This window comes from Kitasatospora sp. NPDC056138 (genome assembly GCF_042264695.1).
Taxonomy (GTDB): Bacteria; Actinomycetota; Actinomycetes; order Streptomycetales; family Streptomycetaceae; genus Kitasatospora.
Window position 1 is genome coordinate 17,993 of sequence record NZ_JBHJVK010000060.1, and the last position, 22,702, is coordinate 40,694.

The window sequence follows — 22,702 nt, forward strand, 5'->3', positions numbered from 1 at the left end:
GTGTTCATCTCGATCTCCACCACAGGAACGGCCGCGCGGCCTGCCACTGACCTGGGATTCCTGCTGCACAAGCACCCTGACAAGGTGCAGCGGTTCTCGACCTCCCACGGTGAGGCGCATGTCTTCTACCCCGAGGCGACGGTGGGGGCGTGCACCGCGGTGCTGCTGCTGGAGGTCGACCCGATCGCGCTGGTGCGGAAGGGCCGGGGCAAGGGGCGCGGGGGCTCCCCGGACTTCGCACTCGCCCAGTACGTCAACGACCGCCCCTACGCGGCCTCCTCGCTGCTCGCGGTGGCCCTGAGGACGGTCTTCCGGTCGGCCATGAAGGGCGTCTGCGAGCTGCGGCCGGGCCTTGCGGACCAGCCGCTGCCCCTGCGGATCTCGCTGCCCGCCGTACCGGCGAGCGGTGCGGGCGGTATGGGCGAGGCGGGTGGCGCGGGTGGCGCGGCGCTGGTCGGTCGGCTCTTCGAGCCGCTCGGCTGGCAGGTGGCGGCCGAGGCGATCCCGCTGGACGAGGCGTTCCCCGAGTGGGGCGAGTCCCGGTACGTCCGGGTCGAGCTGACCGCCACCGTGCGACTGGCCGACGCCCTCCAGCAGCTCTATGTACTGCTGCCGGTGCTGGACGGTTCGAAGCACTACTGGGTCGCGCCGGACGAGGTCGACAAGCTGCTCGACGCCGGTGAGGGCTGGCTCGCCGAGCACCCGGAGCTCAACCTGATCATCCGGCGGTACCTGGCGCGGCGCTGGTCGCTGGCCAGGACCGCGCTGGAGCGCCTGGAGCTGGCCCGGCTCGCCGAGGCCGATGACCGGGAGGCCGAGGAGCTCGACAATGCGGTGGGTGACGAGAACACCGACGAGAACACCGACGAGGAGGACGCCGACGGGAGGCTGGGCACGGAGGGTGCGGAGTCGGCCGGGCCCGGGCAGGGGGTGGCCGAGGCCGCCGGGCAGAGGCCCACGTCGCTTGCGGTCCAGCGCCGGGAGGCGATCCTGGCCGCGCTGAACGAGGCCGGTGCAGCCAGGGTGCTCGATCTCGGTTGCGGGCAGGGCGAGTTGGTCGGAGCACTGCTCAAGGACGCCCGGGTGACCGAGGTGCTCGGTGTGGACGTGTCCGTACGGGCGCTCTCGGCGGCCGCCCGCAAATTGCGGATCGAGCGGATGCCGGAGCGCCAGTCGTCCCGGGTCCGCTTGGTCCAGGGCGCGCTCACCTACACCGACGCACGTCTCAAGGGCTATGACGCGGCCGTGCTCTCCGAGGTCATCGAGCACCTGGACCTGCCCAGGCTGCCCGCCCTCGAGTACGCGGTGTTCGGCTCGGCCCGCCCCGGCGCCGTCGTCGTGACCACGCCCAACGCCGAGTACAACGTCCGCTGGGAGACCCTCCCGGCCGGGCACGTCCGGCACGCCGATCACCGCTTCGAGTGGGACAGGGCGCAGTTCCTGGCCTGGGCGGAGCGGGTGGCCCGCGCGTACGGATACACCGTCACCGTCCGTCCGGTCGGCCCGCACGACGAGCAGGTCGGCGCGCCGACCCAGCTCGCCCTGTTCCGCCTCGGGACCGCCGAACCCGGCACCGGAACATCCGCCACGCCCCGGGCCACCGCCACGACCACGACCACCGCTGAAGGGAGCGTGACCCGATGACCGACACGACCGCAACACCCGGTGCAGCGCCCACCACGGCACCCACCGCTGCATCCACTCCGATCCGCGGCCTGCCCGTCACCGACGTCTCGCTGGTGGTGCTGATCGGGACCACGGGCTCCGGCAAGTCCAGTTTCGCCCGTAAGCACTTCCTGCCGACCCAGGTGGTGTCCTCCGACTTCTGCCGGGGCCTGGTCGCCGACGACGAGAACGACCAGTCGGCCTCCGGCGACGCCTTCGACGTGCTGCACTACATCGTGGGCAAGCGTCTGGCAGCCGGACGGCTCACCGTCGTGGACGCCACCAACGTCCAGCAGGAGGCCCGCCGGCAGCTGGTGCAGACGGCCCGGGAGCACGACGTGCTGCCGATCGCGATCGTCCTGGACGTCCCGCCGGGGGTCTGCGCCGAGCGCAACCGCACCCGTCCGGACCGGCAGTTGCCCCCGCACGTGATCACCCGTCAGCAGCGCGAGCTGCGCCGCTCGATCAGGGGGCTGGAGCGCGAGGGCTTCCGGAAGGTCCACGTCCTGCGGGGCGAGGCGGAGGTGGAGGCCGCCGGGATCGTCATCGAGAAGCGCCACAACGACCTGCGCCACCTGACCGGCCCGTTCGACATCGTCGGTGACATCCACGGTTGCCGCTCCGAGCTGGAGACCCTGCTCGTGCGGCTCGGCTACGCCCTCACCCGGGACGGGCAGGGCCGCCCGGTCGACGCCGTGCACCCCGAGGGCCGTACGGCGGTCTTCGTCGGCGACCTGGTCGACCGCGGCCCGGACACTCCGGGCGTGCTGCGTCTGGTGATGGGCATGGTGGGTGCCGGCCACGCCGTCTGCGTCCCCGGCAACCACGAGAACAAGCTGGGCCGCTGGATGGACGGCCGCAAGGTCACCGTCTCGCACGGCCTGCAGGAGTCGATGGACCAACTGGCGGGCGAGACCGAGGAGTTCCGCGCCCAGGTGCGGGCCTTCATGAGCGGTCTGGTCAGCCACTACCTGCTGGACGGCGGCAACCTGGTGGTCTGCCACGCCGGGCTCCCGGAGAAGTACCACGGCCGCACCTCGGGCCGGGTCCGCTCGCACGCCCTCTACGGCGACACCACCGGCGAGACCGACGAGTACGGGCTGCCGGTCCGCTACCCGTGGGCCGAGGAGTACCGCGGCAGAGCCCTCGTGGTCTACGGTCACACCCCGGTTCCGGCCGCGAGCTTCCTCAACAACACCATCTGCCTGGACACCGGCTGTGTCTTCGGCGGCAGCCTCACCGCGCTCCGCTACCCGGAGCGCGAGCTGGTCAGTGTCCCGGCCGAGCAGGAGTGGTACGCCCCGGTCCGTCCGATGCACAGTGACGCTCCCGGCGCCCGCGAGGGCCGACCGCTCGACCTGGCCGATGTGGCCGGCCGTCGGGTGGTGGAGACCGCACACCACGGCCGGGTCGCGGTGCGGGAGGAGAACGCTGCGGCGGCGCTGGAGGTGATGAGCCGTTTCGCGCTCGACCCCAGGCTGCTCGCCTACCTGCCGCCGACCATGGCGCCCAGCGCCACCTCGCGCCGCGAGGGCTTCCTGGAGCACCCGGAGGAGGCGTTCTTCGCCTACCGCCACGACGGGGTGCGGCAGGTGGTCTGCGAGGAGAAGCACATGGGATCCCGTGCGGTGGTCCTAGTCGCCCGGGACGCTGCCGCGCTGGAGAAGCGGTTCGGTGTCGAGGGGCGGGGTGCGATCTGGACCAGGACCGGGCGGGCCTTCCTGAGCGACGAGGAGCTGACCGGTGCGGTGCTGGAGCGGGTCCGCGCGGCAGCCGAGCGGGCCGGGCTGTTCGAGGAGCTGGCAAGTGACTGGCTGCTGCTCGACGCCGAGCTGATGCCCTGGTCGCTCAAGGCCGCCGAGCTGCTGCGCCGTCAGTACGCGGCCGTCGGCGCGGCGGCGGGTGCGGTGCTGCCGCCGGTCCTGGCAGCGCTGGAGCAGGGGGCCGGCCGTGGGCTGGCGCTCGGCGAACTGGCCGACCGGCAGCGGCAGCGCGCGGTGGACGCGGAAGCCTTCACCGCCGCCTACCGCCGTTACTGCTGGCCGACCGAGGGCCTGTCCGGGATCCGGCTCGCGCCCTTCCAGGTGCTGGCCGCCGAGGGGGCCAACCTCGCCGTGCGTCCGCACGACGAGCACCTCGCCCGGATCGACCGCCTGGTCGCGGCGGACGACCCGCAGGCGCCGATCCTGCAGGGCACCGGCCGCCTGGTGGTCGACACCTCGGACGAGGAGTCGATCGCCGCGGGCGTTGCCTGGTGGGAGGGGCTGACGGCGGCTGGTGGCGAGGGCATGGTGGTCAAGCCGCTCGCGTCCTGCGTCCGTCGCGAGACGGGCGAGGGCCGTCCGGGCGGGCTGGTCCAGCCGGGCATCAAGGTCCGCGGCCGGGAGTACCTGCGGATCATCTACGGTCCGGACTACACCCAGTACCTGGACCGGCTGCGGCAGCGCTCGCTCGGCCACAAGCGCTCGCTCGCCCTGCGCGAGTACGCGCTCGGCCTGGAAGCGCTGGACCGGCTGGCGGCGGGCGAGCCGCTGTGGCGGGTGCACGAGCCGGTGTTCGCCGTCCTGGCCCTGGAGTCGGAGCCGGTCGACCCGCGGCTGTGACGCTTCGGGCAGCCCTGCACGGTCGCCCTGCCCGGTACCTCCTGCCCGGCCGTGTGGAGGCGGCCGGGTGAGGCGGTCGGGCAGGGCTGGCCTTCCGGCCTCCCGCCTCCTGGATACTGCATAGAAATTCGTGACGTCGTATACACTTCCCGTCTCAGTGTCCCCGTCACTTCAGGAGCCCGGCATGGCCTTCAACCTCCGGAACCGGCACTTCCTCAAGGAGCTCGACTTCTCCCCGAAGGAGTTCCGCTTCCTGCTCGACCTCTCCGCGCAGCTCAAGGCCGCCAAGTACGCGGGGACGGAGCAGCAGCGGCTGCGCGGCAAGAACATCGCGCTGATCTTCGAGAAGACCTCGACCCGTACCCGCTGCGCCTTCGAGGTTGCGGCCCACGACCAGGGCGCCAGCACCACCTACCTCGACCCGTCGGGCTCGCAGATCGGCCACAAGGAGTCGATCAGGGACACCGCCCGGGTGCTCGGCCGGATGTTCGACGGCATCGAGTACCGGGGCCACGGCCAGGAGATCGTCGAGGAGCTGGCCGAGTACGCGGGTGTCCCGGTGTGGAACGGGCTCACCGACGAGTGGCACCCCACGCAGATGCTGGCGGACGTGCTGACCGTCCAGGAGCACACGGCCAAGCCGCTGGAGGAGGTCGCCCTGGTCTACCTCGGCGACGCCCGCTCCAACATGGGCAACTCACTGCTGGTCACCGGTGCCCTGCTGGGGATGGACATCCGGATCGTCGCCCCCCGGCAGCTCTGGCCCGCCGAGGAGGTGCAGAAGGCCGCCCGGGGGCTCGCCGAGTCCACCGGAGCCCGGATCACCCTGACGGAGGACGTCGCGGCCGGGGTGGCCGGTGCCGACTTCCTCTACACCGACGTGTGGGTCTCGATGGGTGAGTCCAAGGAGGTCTGGGCCGAGCGGATCGCGCTGCTGAAGCCCTACCAGGTCTCGATGGAGACGATCCGGGCGACCGGCAACCCGGCGGTGAAGTTCCTGCACTGCCTCCCGGCCTTCCATGACCTGGGTACGGAGGTCGGGCGGCAGATGCACGAGGCCACCGGGATGTCCGAGCTGGAGGTGACCGACGAGGTGTTCGAGTCCCAGTACTCCATCGTCTTCGACCAGGCGGAGAACCGGCTGCACACCATCAAGGCCGTCCTGGTCGCCACCCTGGGGTCCTGACGTACCCCCGGTCCGTCAGAAGCCGACGTTCACGCAGGCCGCCCGGTCGCTCGCGGCGTGCGGGCCGGCCGGGGTGCCCGCATGGAGGACGATCGACTTCGCCTCGCCCGCCCGGGGAGCCCAGCCGACGGTGGCGCTCGCCGAGCCGTTGCCCGACCGGTCGGTGCGGACCGTCATCCGCAGCTCGTTGCGGTCGTTGGCGTAGGCCAGGTCGGTGGACGGCTGCACCGGATCCACCAGGTGCTGGTAGTGCGGGCCGGAGAGTGCCGGGTCGGCCCCGCACCTGCCGGTGTGGACATGGGCCGGGAACTCGTGCGATGCCGCGACCCCCGACAGTTCCACCCGCACCGTGGTCCTGTCCGGTGCGCGTACCACCGTCACATGGACGTGCGCGCCGTACGGGACGAGGTCCGGCGCGTGGCTGATCGCCGTCGGCGGTACGAACGCGGTGGCCGGGTCGAAGTCGGCGTCCACCACCGTCGCGGGCGGCAGGACCGAGCGCGGCAGGGCGAGCGGGATCAGGGAAGCGGCGAGCAGGGCGGGCATGGTGCGGTCGGACCTCCGGGTGGGGCACGGCCGGGGCCGTGGCAACGGACACCGACCACGGTCGCGGTCCGGGCCGCACCTCGACCCGCCGCCGTGCCGCAGGGTCACCCGTACGAGCGGCTCGCTGGGCAGCCCCTCACCGGCATGCCCCAGTGGCGCCGGGAACCGGGAGACGTGCCGGATCCCCACGGCCCGCACACACCCGACAGCGCGCGGCCGGTCGGACGCCTGCGGCCCGCGCGCCCGCCCAGGCCAGTGCGACCGCTCAGGGTCGGCGCGACCGTTCAAGTTCGGCGCGACCGCCCGGGGTCAGCGTGCCGGGGCGATGCCGCGGATCTCGCAGCGCGGCCCGCTGGCCCGCATCAGCCGCAGGTCGGCCGTCACCAGCGGGACCCCCAGCTGCTCCGCCACTGCCACATAGGCGGCGTCGTCCGGCGTCAGGTTGTCCTTCAGCTCCCAGATCCGCCCGAGCAGGGGAGCGACCTCCACCTTGCGGATCGCCAGTCCGGGCAGCTCGGCGGCCAGTTCACTCACCCGTTGTGCGTCGAGTTCGCGGGCGAGGTACAGCCCTCGCAGGGACTGCATGACCTCGATCACCACGTGCTCGGGGGCGGCCCATTCGCCGTCCGCCGCAAGTTCGGCCCGCGCCGCCTCGCCTCGCACGCCCTCGTCGGCCAGGGCCAGCACCAGTGCGGAGGCATCGACGACAATCACGGGCGGGCTCCCTGGGCGGTGGTGGCGGTGGTGGCGGTGCGGACGGTGGCGGTCGGCGGTGACGGACCGGCTCGGCTCACCGTAGCCGGACCCGCGACCGGCCCCGTCGGCGGCACCCGGCCCCGTCGGCAGCACCCGTACCCGCGCCCCCGTACCGTCGGCGGAGCGGCCGTCCCGGCCCGCACCCGGCGGGTCCGACCGCCCCGGGACCGCCCGCCGCCGCCGGTGCGCTGACGCACGTGTCCAGGACTTGCGTCACGGGGGTGGTGAGGGAAGTTTTGGAGACATGCCGCGGTGGTGTCGTCAGATCGCGGTGAAGGGCATGCCTGAACGTCGGACTCGCGCGCCCATGCACTATGGTTTATCTCGACATCGAGATAACTCAGCACTATGGTCTATCTTGACGTCAAGATACTTGCCGAGAGGCGCAGGCCGCCCATGCTCGCGACGGTGAGTTAGCTAAGGCTTACCTTACCTCATTGCCGGATGGGCAGGAGGGGCCCGGCCCCACGCACACACGAAGCACCTAGAAGGAGTCAGTCGTGTCCGCGAACAGCTTCGACGCCCGCAGCTCGCTGCAGGTGGGCGACGAGTCGTACGAGATCTTCAAGCTCTCCGCCGTCGAGGGTTCCGAGCGGCTGCCGTACAGCCTCAAGGTGCTGCTGGAGAACCTGCTCCGCACCGAGGACGGCGCGAACATCACCGCCGACCACATCCGTGCGCTCGGCAACTGGGACGCGAACGCCCAGCCGAGCCAGGAGATCCAGTTCACCCCGGCCCGCGTGATCATGCAGGACTTCACCGGCGTGCCGTGCGTGGTCGACCTCGCGACCATGCGTGAGGCCGTCAAGGAGCTGGGCGGCGACCCGGCCAAGATCAACCCGCTGGCCCCGGCCGAGCTGGTCATCGACCACTCCGTCATCGCCGACAAGTTCGGCACCCCGGACGCCTTCGTCCAGAACGTCGAGATCGAGTACGGCCGCAACAAGGAGCGTTACCAGTTCCTGCGCTGGGGCCAGACCGCGTTCGACGAGTTCAAGGTCGTCCCGCCGGGCACCGGCATCGTGCACCAGGTCAACATCGAGCACCTGGCGCGCACCGTCATGGTTCGGGGCGGCCAGGCCTACCCCGACACCTGCGTCGGCACCGACTCGCACACCACCATGGTCAACGGCCTCGGCGTGCTGGGCTGGGGCGTCGGCGGCATCGAGGCCGAGGCCGCGATGCTCGGCCAGCCGGTCTCCATGCTGATCCCGCGCGTGGTCGGCTTCAAGCTCAACGGCCAGCTGCCGGCCGGCACCACCGCCACCGACCTGGTGCTCACCATCACCGAGATGCTGCGTAAGCACGGTGTGGTCGGCAAGTTCGTCGAGTTCTACGGCGAGGGCGTCACCGCCATCCCGCTGGCGAACCGCGCCACCATCGGCAACATGTCGCCGGAGTTCGGCTCGACCTGTGCGATCTTCCCGATCGACGCCGAGACGATCAACTACCTCAAGCTCACCGGCCGTGACGAGCAGCAGCTCGCCCTGGTCGAGGCGTACGCCAAGGAGCAGGGCCTCTGGCACGACCCGTCGGTCGAGCCGGTCTACTCCGAGTACCTGGAGCTGGACGTCTCCACCGTCGTCCCGTCGATCTCCGGCCCGAAGCGCCCGCAGGACCGCGTGATCCTGGCCGAGGCCGCGACCAAGTTCGCCGAGGCGCTGCCGACCTACTCGGCCGAGGCCTCCAAGCCGACCGCGGTGACCGCCCCCGACGGCTCGACCTACGAGATCGACAACGGCGCGGTCGTGATCGCCTCGATCACCTCCTGCACCAACACCTCCAACCCCTCCGTCATGCTGGGCGCCGCCCTGCTGGCGAAGAAGGCCGTGGAGAAGGGCCTCACGGTCAAGCCGTGGGTCAAGACCACCCTGGCCCCCGGGTCCAAGGTCGTCATGGACTACTACGAGAAGGCCGGCGTTCTCCCCTACATGGAGAAGCTGGGCTTCAACCTGGTCGGCTACGGCTGCGTCACCTGCATCGGCAACTCGGGCCCGCTGCCCGAGGAGGTCTCGGCCGCCGTCAACGCGTCCGACCTGGCCGTCGTCTCGGTGCTCTCCGGCAACCGCAACTTCGAGGGCCGGATCAACCCGGACGTCAAGATGAACTACCTGGCCTCCCCGCCGCTGGTGGTCGCCTACGCCCTCGCCGGCAACATGAACGTCGACATCACCCGTGACGCCCTGGGCAAGGACGCCGACGGTAACGACGTCTTCCTCGCCGACATCTGGCCGTCGGAGAAGGAGGTCGCCGACGTGGTGGCCGCCTCTATCGACCAGGACATGTTCGACAAGGGCTACCAGGACGTCTTCGCGGGCGACCACCGCTGGCAGTCGCTGCCGGTGCCCACCGGCAACACCTTCGAGTGGGACGCCGAGTCCACCTACGTCCGCAAGCCCCCGTACTTCGAGGGCATGGCCAAGACCCCGAGCCCGGTGACCGACATCGCCGGCGCCCGCGTCCTGGCCAAGCTGGGCGACTCGGTCACCACCGACCACATCTCCCCGGCCGGCAACATCAAGCCGGGCACCCCGGCGGCGCAGTACCTGACCGCCAACGGTGTGGAGAAGCGCGACTTCAACTCGTACGGTTCCCGCCGTGGCAACCACGAGGTGATGATCCGCGGCACCTTCGCCAACATCCGTCTGCGCAACCAGATCGCGCCGGGCACCGAGGGCGGCTACACCCGCGACTTCACCCAGGCCGACGCGCCGGTGTCGTTCATCTACGACGCCTCGCAGAACTACCAGACCGCGGGCATCCCGCTGGTCGTCCTGGCCGGCAAGGAGTACGGCTCCGGTTCGTCCCGTGACTGGGCCGCCAAGGGCACCGCGCTGCTGGGCGTCAAGGCCGTCATCGCCGAGTCGTACGAGCGCATCCACCGCTCGAACCTGATCGGCATGGGCGTGCTGCCGCTGCAGTTCCCCGAGGGGCAGGACGCCGACTCCCTCGGCCTGACCGGCGAGGAGACCTTCTCCATCACCGGCGTGACCGAGCTGAACGAGGGCCGCACCCCGAAGACCGTGAAGGTCAAGGCCGGTGACAAGGAGTTCGACGCGGTCGTCCGCATCGACACCCCCGGTGAGGCGGACTACTACCGCAACGGCGGCATCCTGCAGTACGTGCTGCGCAGCCTGATCGGCTGAACCCAGTAGATCCGGCAGAGGCCGGTACTCACTCCTCGGAGTGGGTACCGGCCTCTTGTGCTTTCCGGAGACGTCCCCCGATCACAGTTTGATGCAGTGCTGCTCGAAGCTGCGCGTTTCTATGTTCAAACGCGCACGAACGCGCTACCTTCTCCGGTGTCGGCGGGGCGTCGTTGCACATGTGCAGGTTCCCTGCGAATTGCACATGCTGCACCGCCGACAACGCTTTGGTCGTCAGGGGTCACATCGGGCGGTCGGACTATTGCCGCCAGATGAACAGTGGACTATACCTTTGCGCATCGAAGCAACCGCCCCTGACCGGCACTTTCGCCGCTGGGCGCGCCCCGACAGCGGGAATTGACGATCCGTCATAACCTGACCGCATCTTCTGGAGACGAGGGGTTAGGGCACTCATGGGCTCTGCAACCGAGTACAACCGCCGTGACATCTTCAAGCGCGCCGCCGGTATCGCCGTGCTCGCGGCCGCCGGAAGCCCGCTGCTCGCCGCCTGTGCCGGCGGCACCGGCGGCAGCGACACCAAGGGCGCGAAGAGCGGCGGTTACGACCTGGCCGACGCCAAGAACCCGTTCGGCGTGGACGGCAAGGCGGGCCTCGAGGCCTTCATCTTCGACGGCGGCTTCGGCAGCGAGTACCTCAAGGCGTTCGCGGCCATCTACGCCAAGACCTATCCCGACGCGAAGATCAACCAGCAGGCCGACAAGGACGTCACCGGCAAGCTCCAGCCCCGCTTCAACGCGGGCAGCCCGCCGGACGTCATCGACGACTCCGGCAACAAGCAGATCAAGCTGGACGTGCTGGTCGACTCCAACCAGCTGACCGACCTCCAGCCGCTGCTCGACGCCCCGTACCTCGACGACCCGTCCAAGAAGGTCCGGGACGTGCTGATGCCCGGCACCATCGACTCGGGCACCATCAAGGGCAAGGTCTACAACCTCTCCTACGTCTACACCGTCTTCGGCCTCTGGTACTCCGCCAAGCTCTTCAAGGACCACGGCTGGACGGCGCCGAAGACCTGGGCCGACTTCATCACGCTCTGCGGCCAGATCAAGGCCGCCGGCATCGCGCCGCTGGCCCACCAGGGCAAGTACCCGTACTACATCAACGTCGCCATGCTGGACATGATCGCCAAGCAGGGCGGTCTCGACCTGATGAAGCGGATCGACACCCTCGACCCGACCGCCTGGGACGACCCGGCGGTCAAGACCGCCATCGACTCCTTCTACCAGGTCGTCGACAAGGACTTCCTGCTCCCTGGCACCAACGGCATGACCCACATCGAGGCGCAGACCGCCTGGAACCAGTACAAGGCGGCCTTCATCCCCTCCGGGTCCTGGCTGGAGAACGAGCAACTGCCCTCCACTCCGGCCGACTTCGGAATGACCTTCCTGCCGATGCCGTCGCTGCCCGGTGACCGGCTGCCGTTCGAGGCGATCCGCGCGGGCGCGGGTGAGCCGTTCATCGTGCCGCGCCAGGCCAAGAACGTCTCCGGCGGCCTGGAGTTCCTGCGGATGATGCTGACCAAGGAGGCCTCCGGAAAGTTCGCCGAGGTCGCCAACAGCCTGACCTGCCTCAAGGACGGGGTCGGCCCGGAGGTCAAGCTGCGCCCCGGCACGCAGTCCACCGTGGTGGCACTGAAGGCCGCCGGCGCCAACACGTTCAACTACCAGTACCCGAACACCGCCAGCAAGTTCGACGAGGACCTGCAGAACGCCTCGGGCGAGCTGATGGCCAAGCGCATCGGTCCGGACGAGTGGATCAAGCGTGCCAAGGAGTCGGCGACCAAGAACAAGACCGCCTGACCGGCGGAGCGGACGAGTGCGCCGGCGGCCCGGCACCGGCGGCCCCCGGCGTGCCCGTGTCTGACGGACAGGAGATGTGGCGATGCGTCACGGCAAGTACCCCTTCATCGTGGGGTTCCTCTTTCTACCGATCGTGCTGTACGTGGGCCTGGTGCTCTGGCCCTACCTGCAGACCTTCGGGTACTCCCTGACCGACTGGTCGGGTCAGAGCCAGCAGATGAACTTCGTCGGACTCGACAACTACGGCAAGCTCCTCGGCGACGACGTCTTCCTCGGCGCACTGTGGCACAACGTCTTCCTGCTCGCCGTGCTGCCGATCGTGACGATCCTGATCGCGCTCTTCTTCGCCTTCATGCTCAACGTCGGCGGCAGGGGCGGTACGGGTGGTGTGCAGGGAGTGCGCGGGGCCGGGTTCTACAAGGTGGTGTTCTTCTTCCCCCAGGTGCTCTCGATCGCCATCCTCGCCGTGCTCTGGCAGGCGGTCTACCGCACGGACGGCAGCGGACTGGCCAACGGCATCCTGATCAAGCTCGGCCTGGCGGACGCGCAGAACCCGGTGGCCTGGCTCTCCGACCCCGACCTGGTGCTCTGGTGCATCCTCGGGGTGCTGGTCTGGAGCGGCGTCGGCTTCTACCTGGTGCTGTTCTCCGCAGCGATGCAGTCGATCCCCAAGGACATCTACGAGGCCGCCCTGCTGGACGGGGCCAAGCGGGGGCAGACCTTCTTCAGGATCACCCTGCCGCTGCTCTGGGAGACCGTGCAGACCGCCTGGGTCTACCTCGCGATCGTGGCGATGGACGCCTTCGCACTGGTCGCCAGCATGACCCCGGGACGCACCTACGGCGGTGGCCCGGACCACCACAGCGAGCTGATGTCCACGTATCTGATGCGCAACTTCCTCGCCTTCGGCGAGGCCGGCTACGCCTGCGCGATGGGTGTCGTGATCTTCTTCTTCACCCTCATCCTGTCCGTCGTCTCGCTGCGGGTCACCCGGCGCGAGCGGATCGAGTACTGAGCGGGGCCCCGGCATGAGTACCAGCATCGAAAAGACCGCCCCCGCCACGGCCCCCGAACGGGCCAGGGGCAGCAGGCCCGTCAGCCGGACGGAGCGCTTCGCCGACAGCGGGGGAGTGCTGAACGTCTTCTCGCACGGCTTCCTCGCCCTCTGGGCCGTACTGATCGTCTTCCCGCTGCTCTGGGTCGTGCTCGGCTCCTTCAAGACCGACGCCCAGATCAACGGCAGCGCCTGGAGCTGGCCGAGCCACTGGAGCCTCAAGGCCTTCGGCACCGCCTGGACCAAGGGCCACATCGGCGGCTTCTTCGCCAACACCCTGATCGTGCTGGCCGGTTCGCTCACCCTGACCATGCTGCTCGGCGCGATGGCCGCCTACGTGCTCGCCCGGTACGAGTTCAAGGGCAACCGGCTGATCTACTTCTTCTTCGTGGCCGGCGCGATGTTCCCGGTCTACCTGGCGCTGGTCCCGCTGTTCTTCATGGTCAGGAACCTCGGCGAGATCTCCCCGCTGCTCGGGCTGAACAGCTACCTGGGCCTGATCCTGGTGTACGTCGCGTACTCGCTGCCGTTCACCGTGTTCTTCCTGCACTCCTTCTTCCGGACCCTGCCGACCGCCGTCCACGAGGCCGCGATGCTGGACGGCTGTTCGCACACCCGGGCGTTCTTCCAGGTCATGGTGCCCCTGGCCAAGCCGGGGCTGATCAGCGTCGGCATCTTCAACGTGCTCGGCCAGTGGAACCAGTACATCCTGCCGGTCACCCTGATGCAGCCCACCTCGGCGGGCGAGGCGGACCACTCGATGCTCGCCCAGGGCCTGGTCAACCTGGCCCTGCAGTCGGGCTACAAGAGCGACGCACCGGCGCTGTTCGCCGGTATGACGATCGCGATGCTGCCAGTGCTGGTGGTGTACCTGTCCTTCCAGCGCCAGGTGCAGTCGGGACTCACCTCGGCCACGCTCAAGTAGGCGCCCCGGCTCGACCGGGCCGCCGGAGCGGGGACAGCGCGGCCGGGACACCACAGCCGGGCGGCACCACAGGGGTGCCGCCCGGCTGTCGGCCGGTCAGCTCCGGTCGCAGGACTGGGCGCGCAGGGCACGGGCCAGGTCGTCGTGGCACTCCAGCACCAGGCGGCGCAGGGCGGGGGCGGCCGAAGAGTGCTCGGCCAGCCAGGCCTCGGCGGCGGCCAGCGTCTGCTCGCTGATCTGGTAGCGGGGGAAGAACCCACCGACGATCCGCATCGCGATCTCGATGCTGCGCTCGGACCAGATGTCCTCCAGCAGCGCGAAGTAGCGCTCGGCGTAGCCGGCCGTCAGCTCGCGCTGCCCCGGCTGGTTGAAGCCCGTGATCTGGGCCTCCACCAGGGCGTTGGGCAGCTCGTCGGAGTCGATCACGGCCGACCAGGCGGCGGCCTTGGCCTCGGCGGTCGGCAGTGCGGCCAGGCACTCGGTCAGGTTCTGCCTGCCGCTGGCGGTGTTGTCGGCGGCCAGCTCGGCGTCGAGCTCCTCGGTGCCCGCCTCGCCGGAGGAGGCCAGGGCCAGCCAGAACAGCCAGCGCAGGTCCTGGTCCACGTCGAGGCCGTCGATCCTGGCGGTCCCGGCGAGCAGGCCGCGCAGCAGCTGGAACTGCTCCTGCTCGCGGGCGGTCTGCGCGAGGAAGCGGGCCCAGGCCAGCTGGTGGTCGCTGCCCGGCGCGGCGGCGCGCAGCTCGCGCAGTGCGCAGTCGGCCAGCAGTCGCGCGCCCTCGGAGCGCCAGGCCGGGTCGGCGTACACGTCCAGCGCGGCCTTGACCTGCTGGTGCAGCGACTGCAGCACGCCGATGTCCGACTCCTGACCGGCGAAGCGCAGCACCAGCGCCAGGTAGTCGCGGGCCGGCATCAGCCCGTCCCGGGTGAGGTTCCAGACGGCCGACCAGGCCAGCGCCCGGGCGAGGCCGTCGGCGATCTCGCCGAGGCCGGAGCGGAGGGTCTCCAGCGAGTGGCCGTCGAAGCGGACCTTGCAGTACGTCAGGTCGTCGTCGTTCAGCAGCACCAGCGCGGGCCTGGGCAGTCCGGCGAGCTCGGGGACGACGGTGCGGGTGCCGTGGACGTCCAGCTCGACCCGGTGGGTACGGACCAGCCCGCCGACGGTGTCGCGGTCGTAGCAGCCGATCGCGATCCGGTGCGGGCGGGCCGTCGCGCCGTCCTGGACCACGGCGAACTCGGTGATCCGGCCCTCGGCGTCGGTGGTGATCTGCGGGGTGAGCGAGTTGACGCCCGCGGTCTGCAGCCAGGACTCCGACCAGGCCGTCAGGTCGCGTCCGCTGGTCTGCTCCAGCGCGCCGAGCAGGTCGCCGAGCACGGTGTTGCCGTAGGCGTGCCGCTTGAAGTACTGGCGGACGCCCTCGAAGAAGGCGTCCCGGCCGACGTAGGCGACCAGCTGCTTGAGCACCGAGGCGCCCTTGGCGTAGGTGATCCCGTCGAAGTTCAGCTTGGCGTCTTCGAGGTCGCGGATGTCCGCGGTGATCGGGTGCGTGGTGGGGAACTGGTCCTGCCGGTACGCCCATGCCTTGCGCCGGTTGGCGAAGGTGATCCAGGCGGACTGGTACTTGGTGGCCTCGATCTGCGAGAAGGAGCCCATGAAGTCGGCGAAGGACTCCTTCAGCCAGAGGTCGTCCCACCACTTCATGGTGACCAGGTCGCCGAACCACATGTGCGCCATCTCGTGCAGGATGACGTTGGCCCGGCCCTCGTACGAGGCCTCGGTGACCTTCGAGCGGAAGACGAAGTCCTCGCGGAAGGTGACGCAGCCGGGGTTCTCCATCGCGCCGATGTTGTACTCGGGCACGAAGCACTGGTCGTACTTCCCGAAGGGGTACGGGAAGTCGAACTCCTGGTGGAAGTAGTCCAGGCCCTGCTTGGTGACGGTGAAGATCTCGTCCGCGTCGAAGTACGGCGCCAGCGACCTGCGGCAGGTCGCGGCGAGCGGGATCTCCAGCGTGCTGCCGTCGGCGAGTTCGCGGCGGTAGTGGTCGCGCTCGACGTGGTACGGGCCGGCCACCACGGCGGTGAGGTAGGTGGAGATCGGCCTGGTGGCCGCGAACTGCCAGACGCGGGTGTCGCCCTCGGCGGTGACGTCCTCGTGCACCGCGTTGTTGTAGACGTCCCAGGCGGCCGGCGCGGTCACCGTGAAGCCGAACGGCGCCTTCAGGTCCGGTTGTTCGAAGGTGGCGAACACCCGGCGGGCGTCGGCCGGTTCGTAGTGGGTGTAGAGGTACGTCTCGCCGTCCACCGGGTCCACGAAGCGGTGCATGCCCTCGCCGGTCCGGCTGTACGCGCAGTCCGCCTCGACCACCAGGAGGTTCTGCTCGGCCAGCCCGGCGAGGGTGATCCGGACGCCGTCGAAGACCGCGGCCGGGTCCAGGGCGTGGCCGTTCAGGGTCACCGACCGTACGGCGGGGGCCAGCAGGTCCACGAAGGTGGAGGCGCCCGGGGCGGAGCTGCGGAAGGCGATCGTCGTGGTGGAGCTGAAGGTGGCGGCCGCCGGGTCCACGGCGGAGGTCACGTCGAGGTGGACCCGGTAGCTGTCCACGCTGAGGATGGCGGCCCGCTGCTGGGCTTCCTCGCGGCTCAGGTTCTTGCCCGGCACGGGCGGTACTCCTTTGTCCGGCTCGCACGCTGGGTGCTGGGAGGTCTTGGCCCGGCCGGCGCACGGGGGCGGAGTCGCGTGCCGACGGCGGTCGCTCGGACGGCTTCTCCTCAGTCGCCGCAGCTCCGCTGCCACTCCCTCGTCGCCACCGCCCGGACTCGGCCCTCGACCCGCTCCTGCACCCGCCCCCGTGTGCCGGACGGTCGTACTTGCTGGGCATCCTTTCACGCAGTCCACGCCGTGCCATTGCACAGGTCACACGGAATCAGCTCAGGGGTGGCGGTGTTGCGACCTGACACGAGCAAGAGCACTTCGCTGTCGACTGTGTAAGGACGTAGGCCAGTGACCACCGCAGACTCCCGCAAGATCGCCGACTTCTGGTTCGACCCGATCTGCCCCTGGGCCTGGATGACCTCCCGCTGGATGCTGGAAGTCGAGAAGCTGCGCCCGGTGGACACCCGTTGGCACGTGATGAGCCTGGCCGTCCTCAACGAGAACCGCGAGGACCTGCCGGAGAAGTACAAGCAGAACCTGGCCAACGCCTGGCGTCCGGTCCGGGTACTGATCGCCGCCGCCCAGGCGCACGGTGACAAGGTGCTCGGCCCGCTCTACACCGAGCTCGGCACCCGCTTCCACAACCAGGGCCTGCCCAACGAGCGCTCGACCATCGAGGCCGCGCTGGTGGCGGCGGGTCTGCCGGTCGAGCTGGCCGACGCGGCCGACAGCGACGCGTTCGACGCCGAGCTGCGCGCCTCGCACCAGGAGGGCATCTCGCTGGTCGGCGAGGACGTCGGCACCCCGGTGATCGCGGTGGACGGCGCCGACGGCGAGCGGGTCGCCTTCTTCGGCCCGGTGGTCACCCCGATCCCGCGCGGCGAGGCCGCCGCCCGGCTCTGGGACGGCACCATCCTGGTCGCCTCCACCCCGGGCTTCTACGAGATCAAGCGCACCCGCACGGCCGCTCCCTCCTTCGAGTGACCGGAGCGTCAGCGGACACGGCGAGGGGCCCGGTACCGGAGTACCGGGCCCCTCGCCGTGTCGTCGGGCGTCAGGCGGTGCGGCGCTGCTTCAGCCAGCCGAGCACCGAGAGCACCACGGCCAGGCCGGCGGTGAAGTACAGCTGGATCCGGTTGTCGGCGTCCGCCGTCATCAGGGCCAGCACCGCGATGATCGCGGCCAGTGCCACCCAGGTCAGGTACGGGAAGAGCCACATCCGGACGGTGAGCTGCTCGGGCGCCTCACGCTCCAGCCGGCGGCGCATCCGCAGCTGGGCCACCGCGATGAAGGCCCAGACCACCAGGACGGCGGCGCCGACCATGTTGAGCAGCCAGGCGAAGACGGTGGTCGGCCACCAGTAGCTCAGCAGCACCGCGAGGAAGCCGAAGGCGGAGGAGGCCAGCACGGCCGGCCGCGGCACCCCGCCGGTCACCCGGGCCAGCGCCTTGGGGCCCTGGCCGCGCTGGACCAGCGAGAACGCCATCCGGGAGGAGCCGTAGATGTTGGCGTTCATCGCCGACAGCAGGGCGATCAGCACCACCACGTTCATCAGCTGGCCGGCGCCGGGGATGCCGAGGCTGTTCAGCACCGCGACGTACGGGCCGTCCTTGGTCACCGCGGCGTCGTTCCACGGCACCAGGGTGACGATCACGGCCATCGAGCCGACGTAGAACAGGGCGATCCGCCACATCGCGGTGCGCACCGCGGAGGCCACGCTGCGCCGGGGGTCCTCGGACTCGGCTGCCGCGATGGTCACGGTCTCCAGACCGCCGTAGGCGAAGACCGAGGTCAGCAGGCCGGTGATCAGACCGGTGGAACCGTGCGGGAAGAAGCCGCCGTGGCCGGTGAGGTTGGCGCCGCCGGGGGAGGAGGTGCCGGGCAGCAGACCGAGGACGGCCAGCACGCAGATCACCAGGAACGCGGAGATTGCAGTGATCTTGATCGCCGCGAACCAGAACTCGAACTCGCCGAAGTTCTTCACGGCCGCCAGGTTGGTGGCGCAGAAGAAGCTCATGAAGACGGCCACCCAGACCCAGAGCGGTACGCCCGGGAACCAGCTGCTCATCACGTGCGAGGCGCCGATCGCCTCGGCGGCCACGCCGACGCAGAGCATGGTCCAGAACATCCAGCCGACGGTCAGGCCGGCCCAGGGGCCGATCTCCCGCTCGGCGTGCACGGAGAAGGAGCCGCTGGCCGGGCGGGCCGCGGACATCTCACCGAGCATGCGCATGACCAGCATGACCAGCAGCCCGGAGGCGGCGAAGGCCAGCACGATGGACGGACCGGCGGCGGCGATGCCGGCACCGGAGCCGACGAACAGGCCGGCGCCGATCACTCCGCCGAGCGCGATCATCGACAGGTGGCGCTGCTTGAGGCCGTGGGAGAGCTGCTGGCCCTCGGAGCCGGGAGCCTGCTCGGCAGACTCCAGCAACGGCTGGGTGGTGGGGGTCGGCATAGACGAGATCCAGACTGTACGGATGGCGGAGCAGTCAGTCCACTATTCGGTACGCCCGATGGTCATGCCAAGAATTCGTACGCAAGGACCGGATTCCGGACATCAGAGTGACCGAAAGTAACTGAATTTCTACTCAAATGACACTGTGGAAGTCGGACAGAACGGAAACCGACAAGGTGGGGGGTGGACGCTTTGTCGAGGTCGATGCCCTTCGCAGGCGCCGCAGCGCATAGGTTCACAACTGTTCACGAGCGTCCACGAACGACCACGTCGTGCCAGAACTGGAGACCTGCCCCATGGCCACTGCCGCCACGCCCGCACCCGCCACGGTCCTCGCCGACCACCTTCCGCGAGCGACCACCCGGCTCGGCGGCCAGGTGCGCGAGCTGGCCCTGGTCGCCGGGGGTGCCGCACTGACCGGCCTCGCGGCCCAGTTCTCCGTCTCCGTCCCCGGCTCGCCCGTGCCGGTCACCGGCCAGACCTTCGCCGCACTCCTGGTCGGCACCGCCCTCGGCACCCGCCGGGGCGTCGCCTCACTCGGTCTCTACCTGCTGGCGGGCATGGCCGGGATGCCGTGGTTCGCCGAGGGCAGCTCGGGCTTCGCGATGCCGAGCCTCGGTTACGCCATCGGCTTCGTCCTCGCGGCGGCCCTCACCGGCGCGTTCGCCCGGCGTGGGGCGGACCGCAGCCTGCCGCGCACGGCGGTGGCGATGGTGCTGGGCAACCTGGCCATCTACGCGGTCGGCGTCCCGTACCTGGCCGTCGCGCTGCACGTTCCGCTGGCCAAGGCGGCCGACCTGGGTCTCTACCCCTACCTGGTCGGGGACGGTCTCAAGGTCCTGCTCGCGATGGGCGCGCTGCCCCTGACCTGGAAGCTCCTCGGCCGCCGCGGCTGAGGCTGCTCCCGGCTGGGGCTGTTCCCGACTGAGCCTGCTCCCGGTTGGGCCGGGGACGCCGGCCGGGCGCGGGTAGCCGCGCGACCGGCCCTCGCCGGGGTGCCCGGCTGTTCGCGCGCCCCGGCTGTTCGCACGTCTCGGCGCCCGGAGGTCCGTGGCGGGTTGCGCCCCGCGCCGCCCGGGCGGGGGCGTTCGCGCGGCCCGCGCACCCCGGGGCGCTGCCCCGTTGCGCGCGGGCGCGCCCCTGAACGGTCGCCCGGCCCCCCGCATGCCACACTCATACGCATGCGCGTGTACCTGGGTTCCGACCATGCCGGATACGACCTCAAGAACCACCTCGTCCAGTGGCTGAAGGAGAACGGCCACGAGCCGATCGACTGCGGGCCGCACATCTACGACGCCGAGGACGACTACCCGCCGTTCTGCCTGCGCGCCGCCGAGCGCACCGCCGCCGACCCCGAGGCGCTGGGCATCGTGATCGGCGGCTCGGGCAACGGTGAGGCGATCGCCGCCAACAAGGTGAAGGGCGTTCGCGCCGCGCTCGCCTGGAGCGAGCAGACCGCCTCGCTCGGCCGCGAGCACAACAACGCCAACGTGATCAGCATCGGCGGCCGGATGCACACGGTGGAGGAGTCGACCCGCTTCGTCGAGGTCTTCCTCAACACCCCGTACAGCGGCGAGCCGCGCCACACCCGCCGGATCGCCATGCTGAGCGAGTACGAGACCACCGGCGAGCTCCCCCCGATCCCGGCCCACCACCCGCAGGGCTGACCCCCTCCGACGCGAGCTGCCGCACGGGCCGTCAGAACCCGTGCGGCAGCCAGGGCGCGACATCCGAGACGAACGCCCCGGAAGCCTCCGCCGGCGCGCCCTCGCGCAGTTCGGTGACCCGCCCGGCCGCGCCGAGCGCCGCCGGCGTCACCCCGCCGAGGTGCGCCGAGCCCAACTCGCGGACCGTCAGCGCCAGATCGGCCGCCGCTGTGGTCGGCCGACAGGTCGCCTCCTTGCCGGGCCCGCCGGCCCGCAGCCTCCAGCGGCCGGTGTTCCACGGACAGAACTCGTCCGCCACCTCCAGCACCACCTCCACCGGCGCCGCGTACTCGCGCAGCTGAACGCGACCTCCAGGGCCCGGTGCCAGGCGTCCCACTCCTCGGGGGCAGGGTGCGGACGGTCCGGGCGGTCTGAGCGTAATGAGCGGAATCAGACGCAAGATCCGGAGTCATACTTCCCACAGTCATCATCCGGTTTTGCTGGGCGACCGATTTCCCGTCATGTCCCCAACTGCCTTGTGATGCAGGCTGGGTGGGCGGCCGGACCGGCGGCCGAAACGTGCCGGGAGGGGCCCGGCACAACCCGTCCGACCCGGCACACCCATCGACGCCGCCCCGGACGGTGGATAAGGTCGGAGCCCATGGCTGGCAGCACGCCGGGCGCACCACCGCCCCAGACGACTGCGAAGGGGCCCACCGCGACGGCGGCTGCGGACCCCTGGACGGCCCGGCTGCGCACCAGGCTGTACCGGGCCCGGCGAAGGCTGCGCCGAACCGGGGTGGACTACTTCCGCGGTGACGCCTCCGACTGGCTCGCCTTCGGCGCGTTCCTGGCGATGGTCCCGCTGCTCGTCCTGCTCAACGTCTGGTTCCCGGCCTGGGTACCGCCCACCGCCCTGGTCCTGCCGATCCTCGCCGGCGCCCTGCTGCTGCGCCCCGGCACCCTGGTGCTGCTGTACGCGGCCGCCGCGCTGGGCCTGTCCACCGAGTCGGTGATCCACACCGGTGAGCGGGTGGCCAGCGAGCACCCCGAGAGCTACGTCTTCGGCGTCACCCCGGGTGCCGCCCTGGTGGTCGGCGCGGTCGGGGTGGCCGGGCTGCTGCTGGCCCAGTTCCGCAGCCGGGTCGGCGTGCCCTGGCGCGGCGGCGGCACCATGCTCTTCGACCTTCGCGAACGGCTGAGGGTGCAGAGCCAGGTCCCGGCGCTGCCCGACGGCTGGTACGCGGACATGGCGCTGCGCCCGGCCGGTGGCCAGTCCTTCTCCGGCGACTTCGTGGTGGCCGCCAGGACCGGGCCCGGCCGACGGGTGCTGGAGTGCGTCCTGGCTGACGTCTCCGGCAAGGGCATGGACGCGGGCTCGCGCGCCCTGCTGCTGTCCGGGGCGTTCGGCGGCCTGCTCGGCTCGCTCCCCGCGCACGAGTTCCTGCCCGCGGCCAACGGCTACCTGCTGCGGCAGGACTGGGAGGAGGGCTTCGCCACCGCCGTCCACCTGGTGCTGGACCTGGACACCGGAGAGTACGAACTGCTCTCCGCCGGGCACCTGCCCGGGATGCAGCGGCTGTCGGGGGCCGGGCGCTGGGAGGTCCAGGAGGCGGCCGAGGGCCCGCTGCTCGGGATCTACGACGGCGCCAAGTTCGAGGGTGCGCGCGGCCGGCTGAACCGGGGCGACCTGCTGATGCTCTGCACCGACGGCATGGTCGAGGTGCCGGGGCGCGACCTCTCCGAGGGCATGGACCGGCTGATGGGCGAGGCCGACCGGCTGGTCGCCGGGGCGCTGCTGCAGAGCGGCAGCCGGGGCGCGGCGGTGCGGTTGATCGAGACGGTCGCCAAGGACGTCAACGACGACCGGGCGGTGCTGCTGCTCTGGCGGCGGTGAACCGGTGGTGAATTCGAACACCGGACATGTGTGTCAAGTCCGGCAGCCGATCTTCGGCCAATCCTGACGGCCCGTCGACGCGGTGCCCGGGCCGGTGCCCGACCGATCGATCACCACTGACCGGGCCGGTCACCGTGCCCCTGCCGACATCCCGTCAGAACCTCTCGGCTATCGTCTCGGTCGGCGGAAATTCGTCTCACATGCCAGGAACTTCGAACCCGGCTTTCGGCTATGCCTTTACGCAGTCCGCACGACCGACCACACTGAGTCGGGGCGGGGCTGGTCGGTATCGGTACTCGGGGGTTGGGGGCGTCTGCATGCGGCTCTCGGTCGGCGCCGTTCGGCGGC

The 22,702-nt window shown here is 70.5% G+C and carries 15 protein-coding genes and 1 pseudogene; 11 read left to right on the forward strand and 5 right to left on the reverse strand.

Annotated features, from left to right (window positions below; all coding sequences use genetic code 11):
- The 3 genes from ACFC1R_RS29190 to argF all read left to right on the forward strand — a co-directional run bounded on the left by ACFC1R_RS29190 (window position 1) and on the right by argF (window position 5,454).
- Window positions 1-1,644, forward strand: a complete 1,644-nt coding sequence (locus ACFC1R_RS29190) for a 3' terminal RNA ribose 2'-O-methyltransferase Hen1 (protein ID WP_375943619.1) — start codon at window positions 1-3, stop codon at window positions 1,642-1,644.
- A complete protein-coding gene (locus ACFC1R_RS29195; RefSeq protein WP_375943621.1) occupies window positions 1,641-4,268 on the forward strand; it encodes a polynucleotide kinase-phosphatase in 2,628 nt (875 codons plus the stop codon). The genes ACFC1R_RS29190 and ACFC1R_RS29195 overlap by 4 nt, the downstream gene beginning before the upstream one ends.
- A gap of 184 nt (window positions 4,269-4,452) precedes the next feature.
- Complete coding sequence (gene argF / locus ACFC1R_RS29200; RefSeq protein ID WP_375943623.1) at window positions 4,453-5,454, forward strand: ornithine carbamoyltransferase; 1,002 nt, start codon at window positions 4,453-4,455, stop codon at window positions 5,452-5,454.
- A 15-nt stretch (window positions 5,455-5,469) separates the two neighbouring features.
- Here the strand turns inward: argF and ACFC1R_RS29205 are convergent, their stop codons facing one another.
- Entirely contained in the window at window positions 5,470-6,000 is a 531-nt protein-coding gene (locus ACFC1R_RS29205) for a superoxide dismutase family protein (RefSeq protein ID WP_375943625.1), read from the reverse strand.
- A gap of 309 nt (window positions 6,001-6,309) precedes the next feature.
- Window positions 6,310-6,714, reverse strand: coding sequence for a type II toxin-antitoxin system VapC family toxin (locus ACFC1R_RS29210; RefSeq protein ID WP_375943627.1), 405 nt, complete (start codon window positions 6,712-6,714; stop codon window positions 6,310-6,312).
- 542 nt (window positions 6,715-7,256) lie between these two features.
- On the opposite strand from ACFC1R_RS29210, the gene acnA reads away from it, so the two are divergent.
- The 4 genes from acnA to ACFC1R_RS29230 all read left to right on the forward strand — a co-directional run bounded on the left by acnA (window position 7,257) and on the right by ACFC1R_RS29230 (window position 13,701).
- Window positions 7,257-9,902 carry an aconitate hydratase AcnA gene (gene acnA, locus ACFC1R_RS29215; RefSeq protein ID WP_375943629.1) on the forward strand — a complete coding sequence of 882 codons (2,646 nt, stop codon included), beginning with the start codon at window positions 7,257-7,259 and terminating at the stop codon, window positions 9,900-9,902.
- Window positions 9,903-10,315: 413 nt separating this feature from the next.
- Entirely contained in the window at window positions 10,316-11,722 is a 1,407-nt protein-coding gene (gene ngcE / locus ACFC1R_RS29220; RefSeq protein WP_375943631.1) for an N-acetylglucosamine/diacetylchitobiose ABC transporter substrate-binding protein, read from the forward strand.
- Window positions 11,723-11,804: 82 nt separating this feature from the next.
- A complete protein-coding gene (locus tag ACFC1R_RS29225) occupies window positions 11,805-12,737 on the forward strand; it encodes a carbohydrate ABC transporter permease (RefSeq protein ID WP_375943632.1) in 933 nt (310 codons plus the stop codon).
- Window positions 12,738-12,750: 13 nt separating this feature from the next.
- On the forward strand, window positions 12,751-13,701 hold the full coding sequence (locus ACFC1R_RS29230) for a carbohydrate ABC transporter permease (RefSeq protein WP_375943634.1): 951 nt from the start codon (window positions 12,751-12,753) through the stop codon (window positions 13,699-13,701).
- A gap of 96 nt (window positions 13,702-13,797) precedes the next feature.
- Here ACFC1R_RS29230 and pepN read toward each other — a convergent pair whose 3' ends face one another.
- The gene (gene pepN / locus ACFC1R_RS29235) at window positions 13,798-16,359 is read right to left on the reverse strand and encodes an aminopeptidase N (protein ID WP_375943636.1); all 2,562 of its coding nucleotides are present in this window, start codon (window positions 16,357-16,359) and stop codon (window positions 13,798-13,800) included.
- A 342-nt stretch (window positions 16,360-16,701) separates the two neighbouring features.
- Here pepN and ACFC1R_RS29240 point away from each other — a divergent pair, with 342 nt between their 5' ends.
- Window positions 16,702-17,337, forward strand: a complete 636-nt coding sequence (locus tag ACFC1R_RS29240; protein WP_375943638.1) for a DsbA family protein — start codon at window positions 16,702-16,704, stop codon at window positions 17,335-17,337.
- A gap of 70 nt (window positions 17,338-17,407) precedes the next feature.
- On the opposite strand, the gene ACFC1R_RS29245 is transcribed toward ACFC1R_RS29240, so the two are convergent.
- The gene (locus ACFC1R_RS29245) at window positions 17,408-18,811 is read right to left on the reverse strand and encodes an amino acid permease (RefSeq protein ID WP_375943640.1); all 1,404 of its coding nucleotides are present in this window, start codon (window positions 18,809-18,811) and stop codon (window positions 17,408-17,410) included.
- 296 nt (window positions 18,812-19,107) lie between these two features.
- On the opposite strand from ACFC1R_RS29245, the gene ACFC1R_RS29250 reads away from it, so the two are divergent.
- A complete protein-coding gene (locus ACFC1R_RS29250) occupies window positions 19,108-19,707 on the forward strand; it encodes a biotin transporter BioY (protein WP_375943642.1) in 600 nt (199 codons plus the stop codon).
- A gap of 285 nt (window positions 19,708-19,992) precedes the next feature.
- Window positions 19,993-20,478, forward strand: a complete 486-nt coding sequence (locus ACFC1R_RS29255; RefSeq protein WP_375943644.1) for a ribose-5-phosphate isomerase — start codon at window positions 19,993-19,995, stop codon at window positions 20,476-20,478.
- 31 nt (window positions 20,479-20,509) lie between these two features.
- Here the strand turns inward: ACFC1R_RS29255 and ACFC1R_RS29260 are convergent.
- Window positions 20,510-20,812: pseudogene (locus ACFC1R_RS29260) on the reverse strand (sterol carrier protein domain-containing protein); the annotation flags it as partial.
- 306 nt (window positions 20,813-21,118) lie between these two features.
- Here ACFC1R_RS29260 and ACFC1R_RS29265 point away from each other — a divergent pair.
- Window positions 21,119-22,354, forward strand: coding sequence for a PP2C family protein-serine/threonine phosphatase (locus ACFC1R_RS29265; RefSeq protein WP_375943646.1), 1,236 nt, complete (start codon window positions 21,119-21,121; stop codon window positions 22,352-22,354).
- The last annotated feature ends 348 nt before the right edge of the window (window positions 22,355-22,702 follow it).

What these genes read in the sequence shown, in the direction of transcription:
- ACFC1R_RS29195 (WP_375943621.1), top strand. Translation starts at nt 1,641, where the DNA reads ATGACCGACACGACCGCAACACCCGGTGCAGCGCCCACCACGGCACCC.
- argF (WP_375943623.1), top strand. Translation starts at nt 4,453, where the DNA reads ATGGCCTTCAACCTCCGGAACCGGCACTTCCTCAAGGAGCTCGACTTC.
- ACFC1R_RS29205 (WP_375943625.1), bottom strand. Translation starts at nt 6,000, where the DNA reads ATGCCCGCCCTGCTCGCCGCTTCCCTGATCCCGCTCGCCCTGCCGCGC.
- ngcE (WP_375943631.1), top strand. Translation starts at nt 10,316, where the DNA reads ATGGGCTCTGCAACCGAGTACAACCGCCGTGACATCTTCAAGCGCGCC.
- ACFC1R_RS29225 (WP_375943632.1), top strand. Translation starts at nt 11,805, where the DNA reads ATGCGTCACGGCAAGTACCCCTTCATCGTGGGGTTCCTCTTTCTACCG.
- ACFC1R_RS29230 (WP_375943634.1), top strand. Translation starts at nt 12,751, where the DNA reads ATGAGTACCAGCATCGAAAAGACCGCCCCCGCCACGGCCCCCGAACGG.
- ACFC1R_RS29245 (WP_375943640.1), bottom strand. Translation starts at nt 18,811, where the DNA reads ATGCCGACCCCCACCACCCAGCCGTTGCTGGAGTCTGCCGAGCAGGCT.
- ACFC1R_RS29250 (WP_375943642.1), top strand. Translation starts at nt 19,108, where the DNA reads ATGGCCACTGCCGCCACGCCCGCACCCGCCACGGTCCTCGCCGACCAC.
- ACFC1R_RS29255 (WP_375943644.1), top strand. Translation starts at nt 19,993, where the DNA reads ATGCGCGTGTACCTGGGTTCCGACCATGCCGGATACGACCTCAAGAAC.
- ACFC1R_RS29265 (WP_375943646.1), top strand. Translation starts at nt 21,119, where the DNA reads ATGGCTGGCAGCACGCCGGGCGCACCACCGCCCCAGACGACTGCGAAG.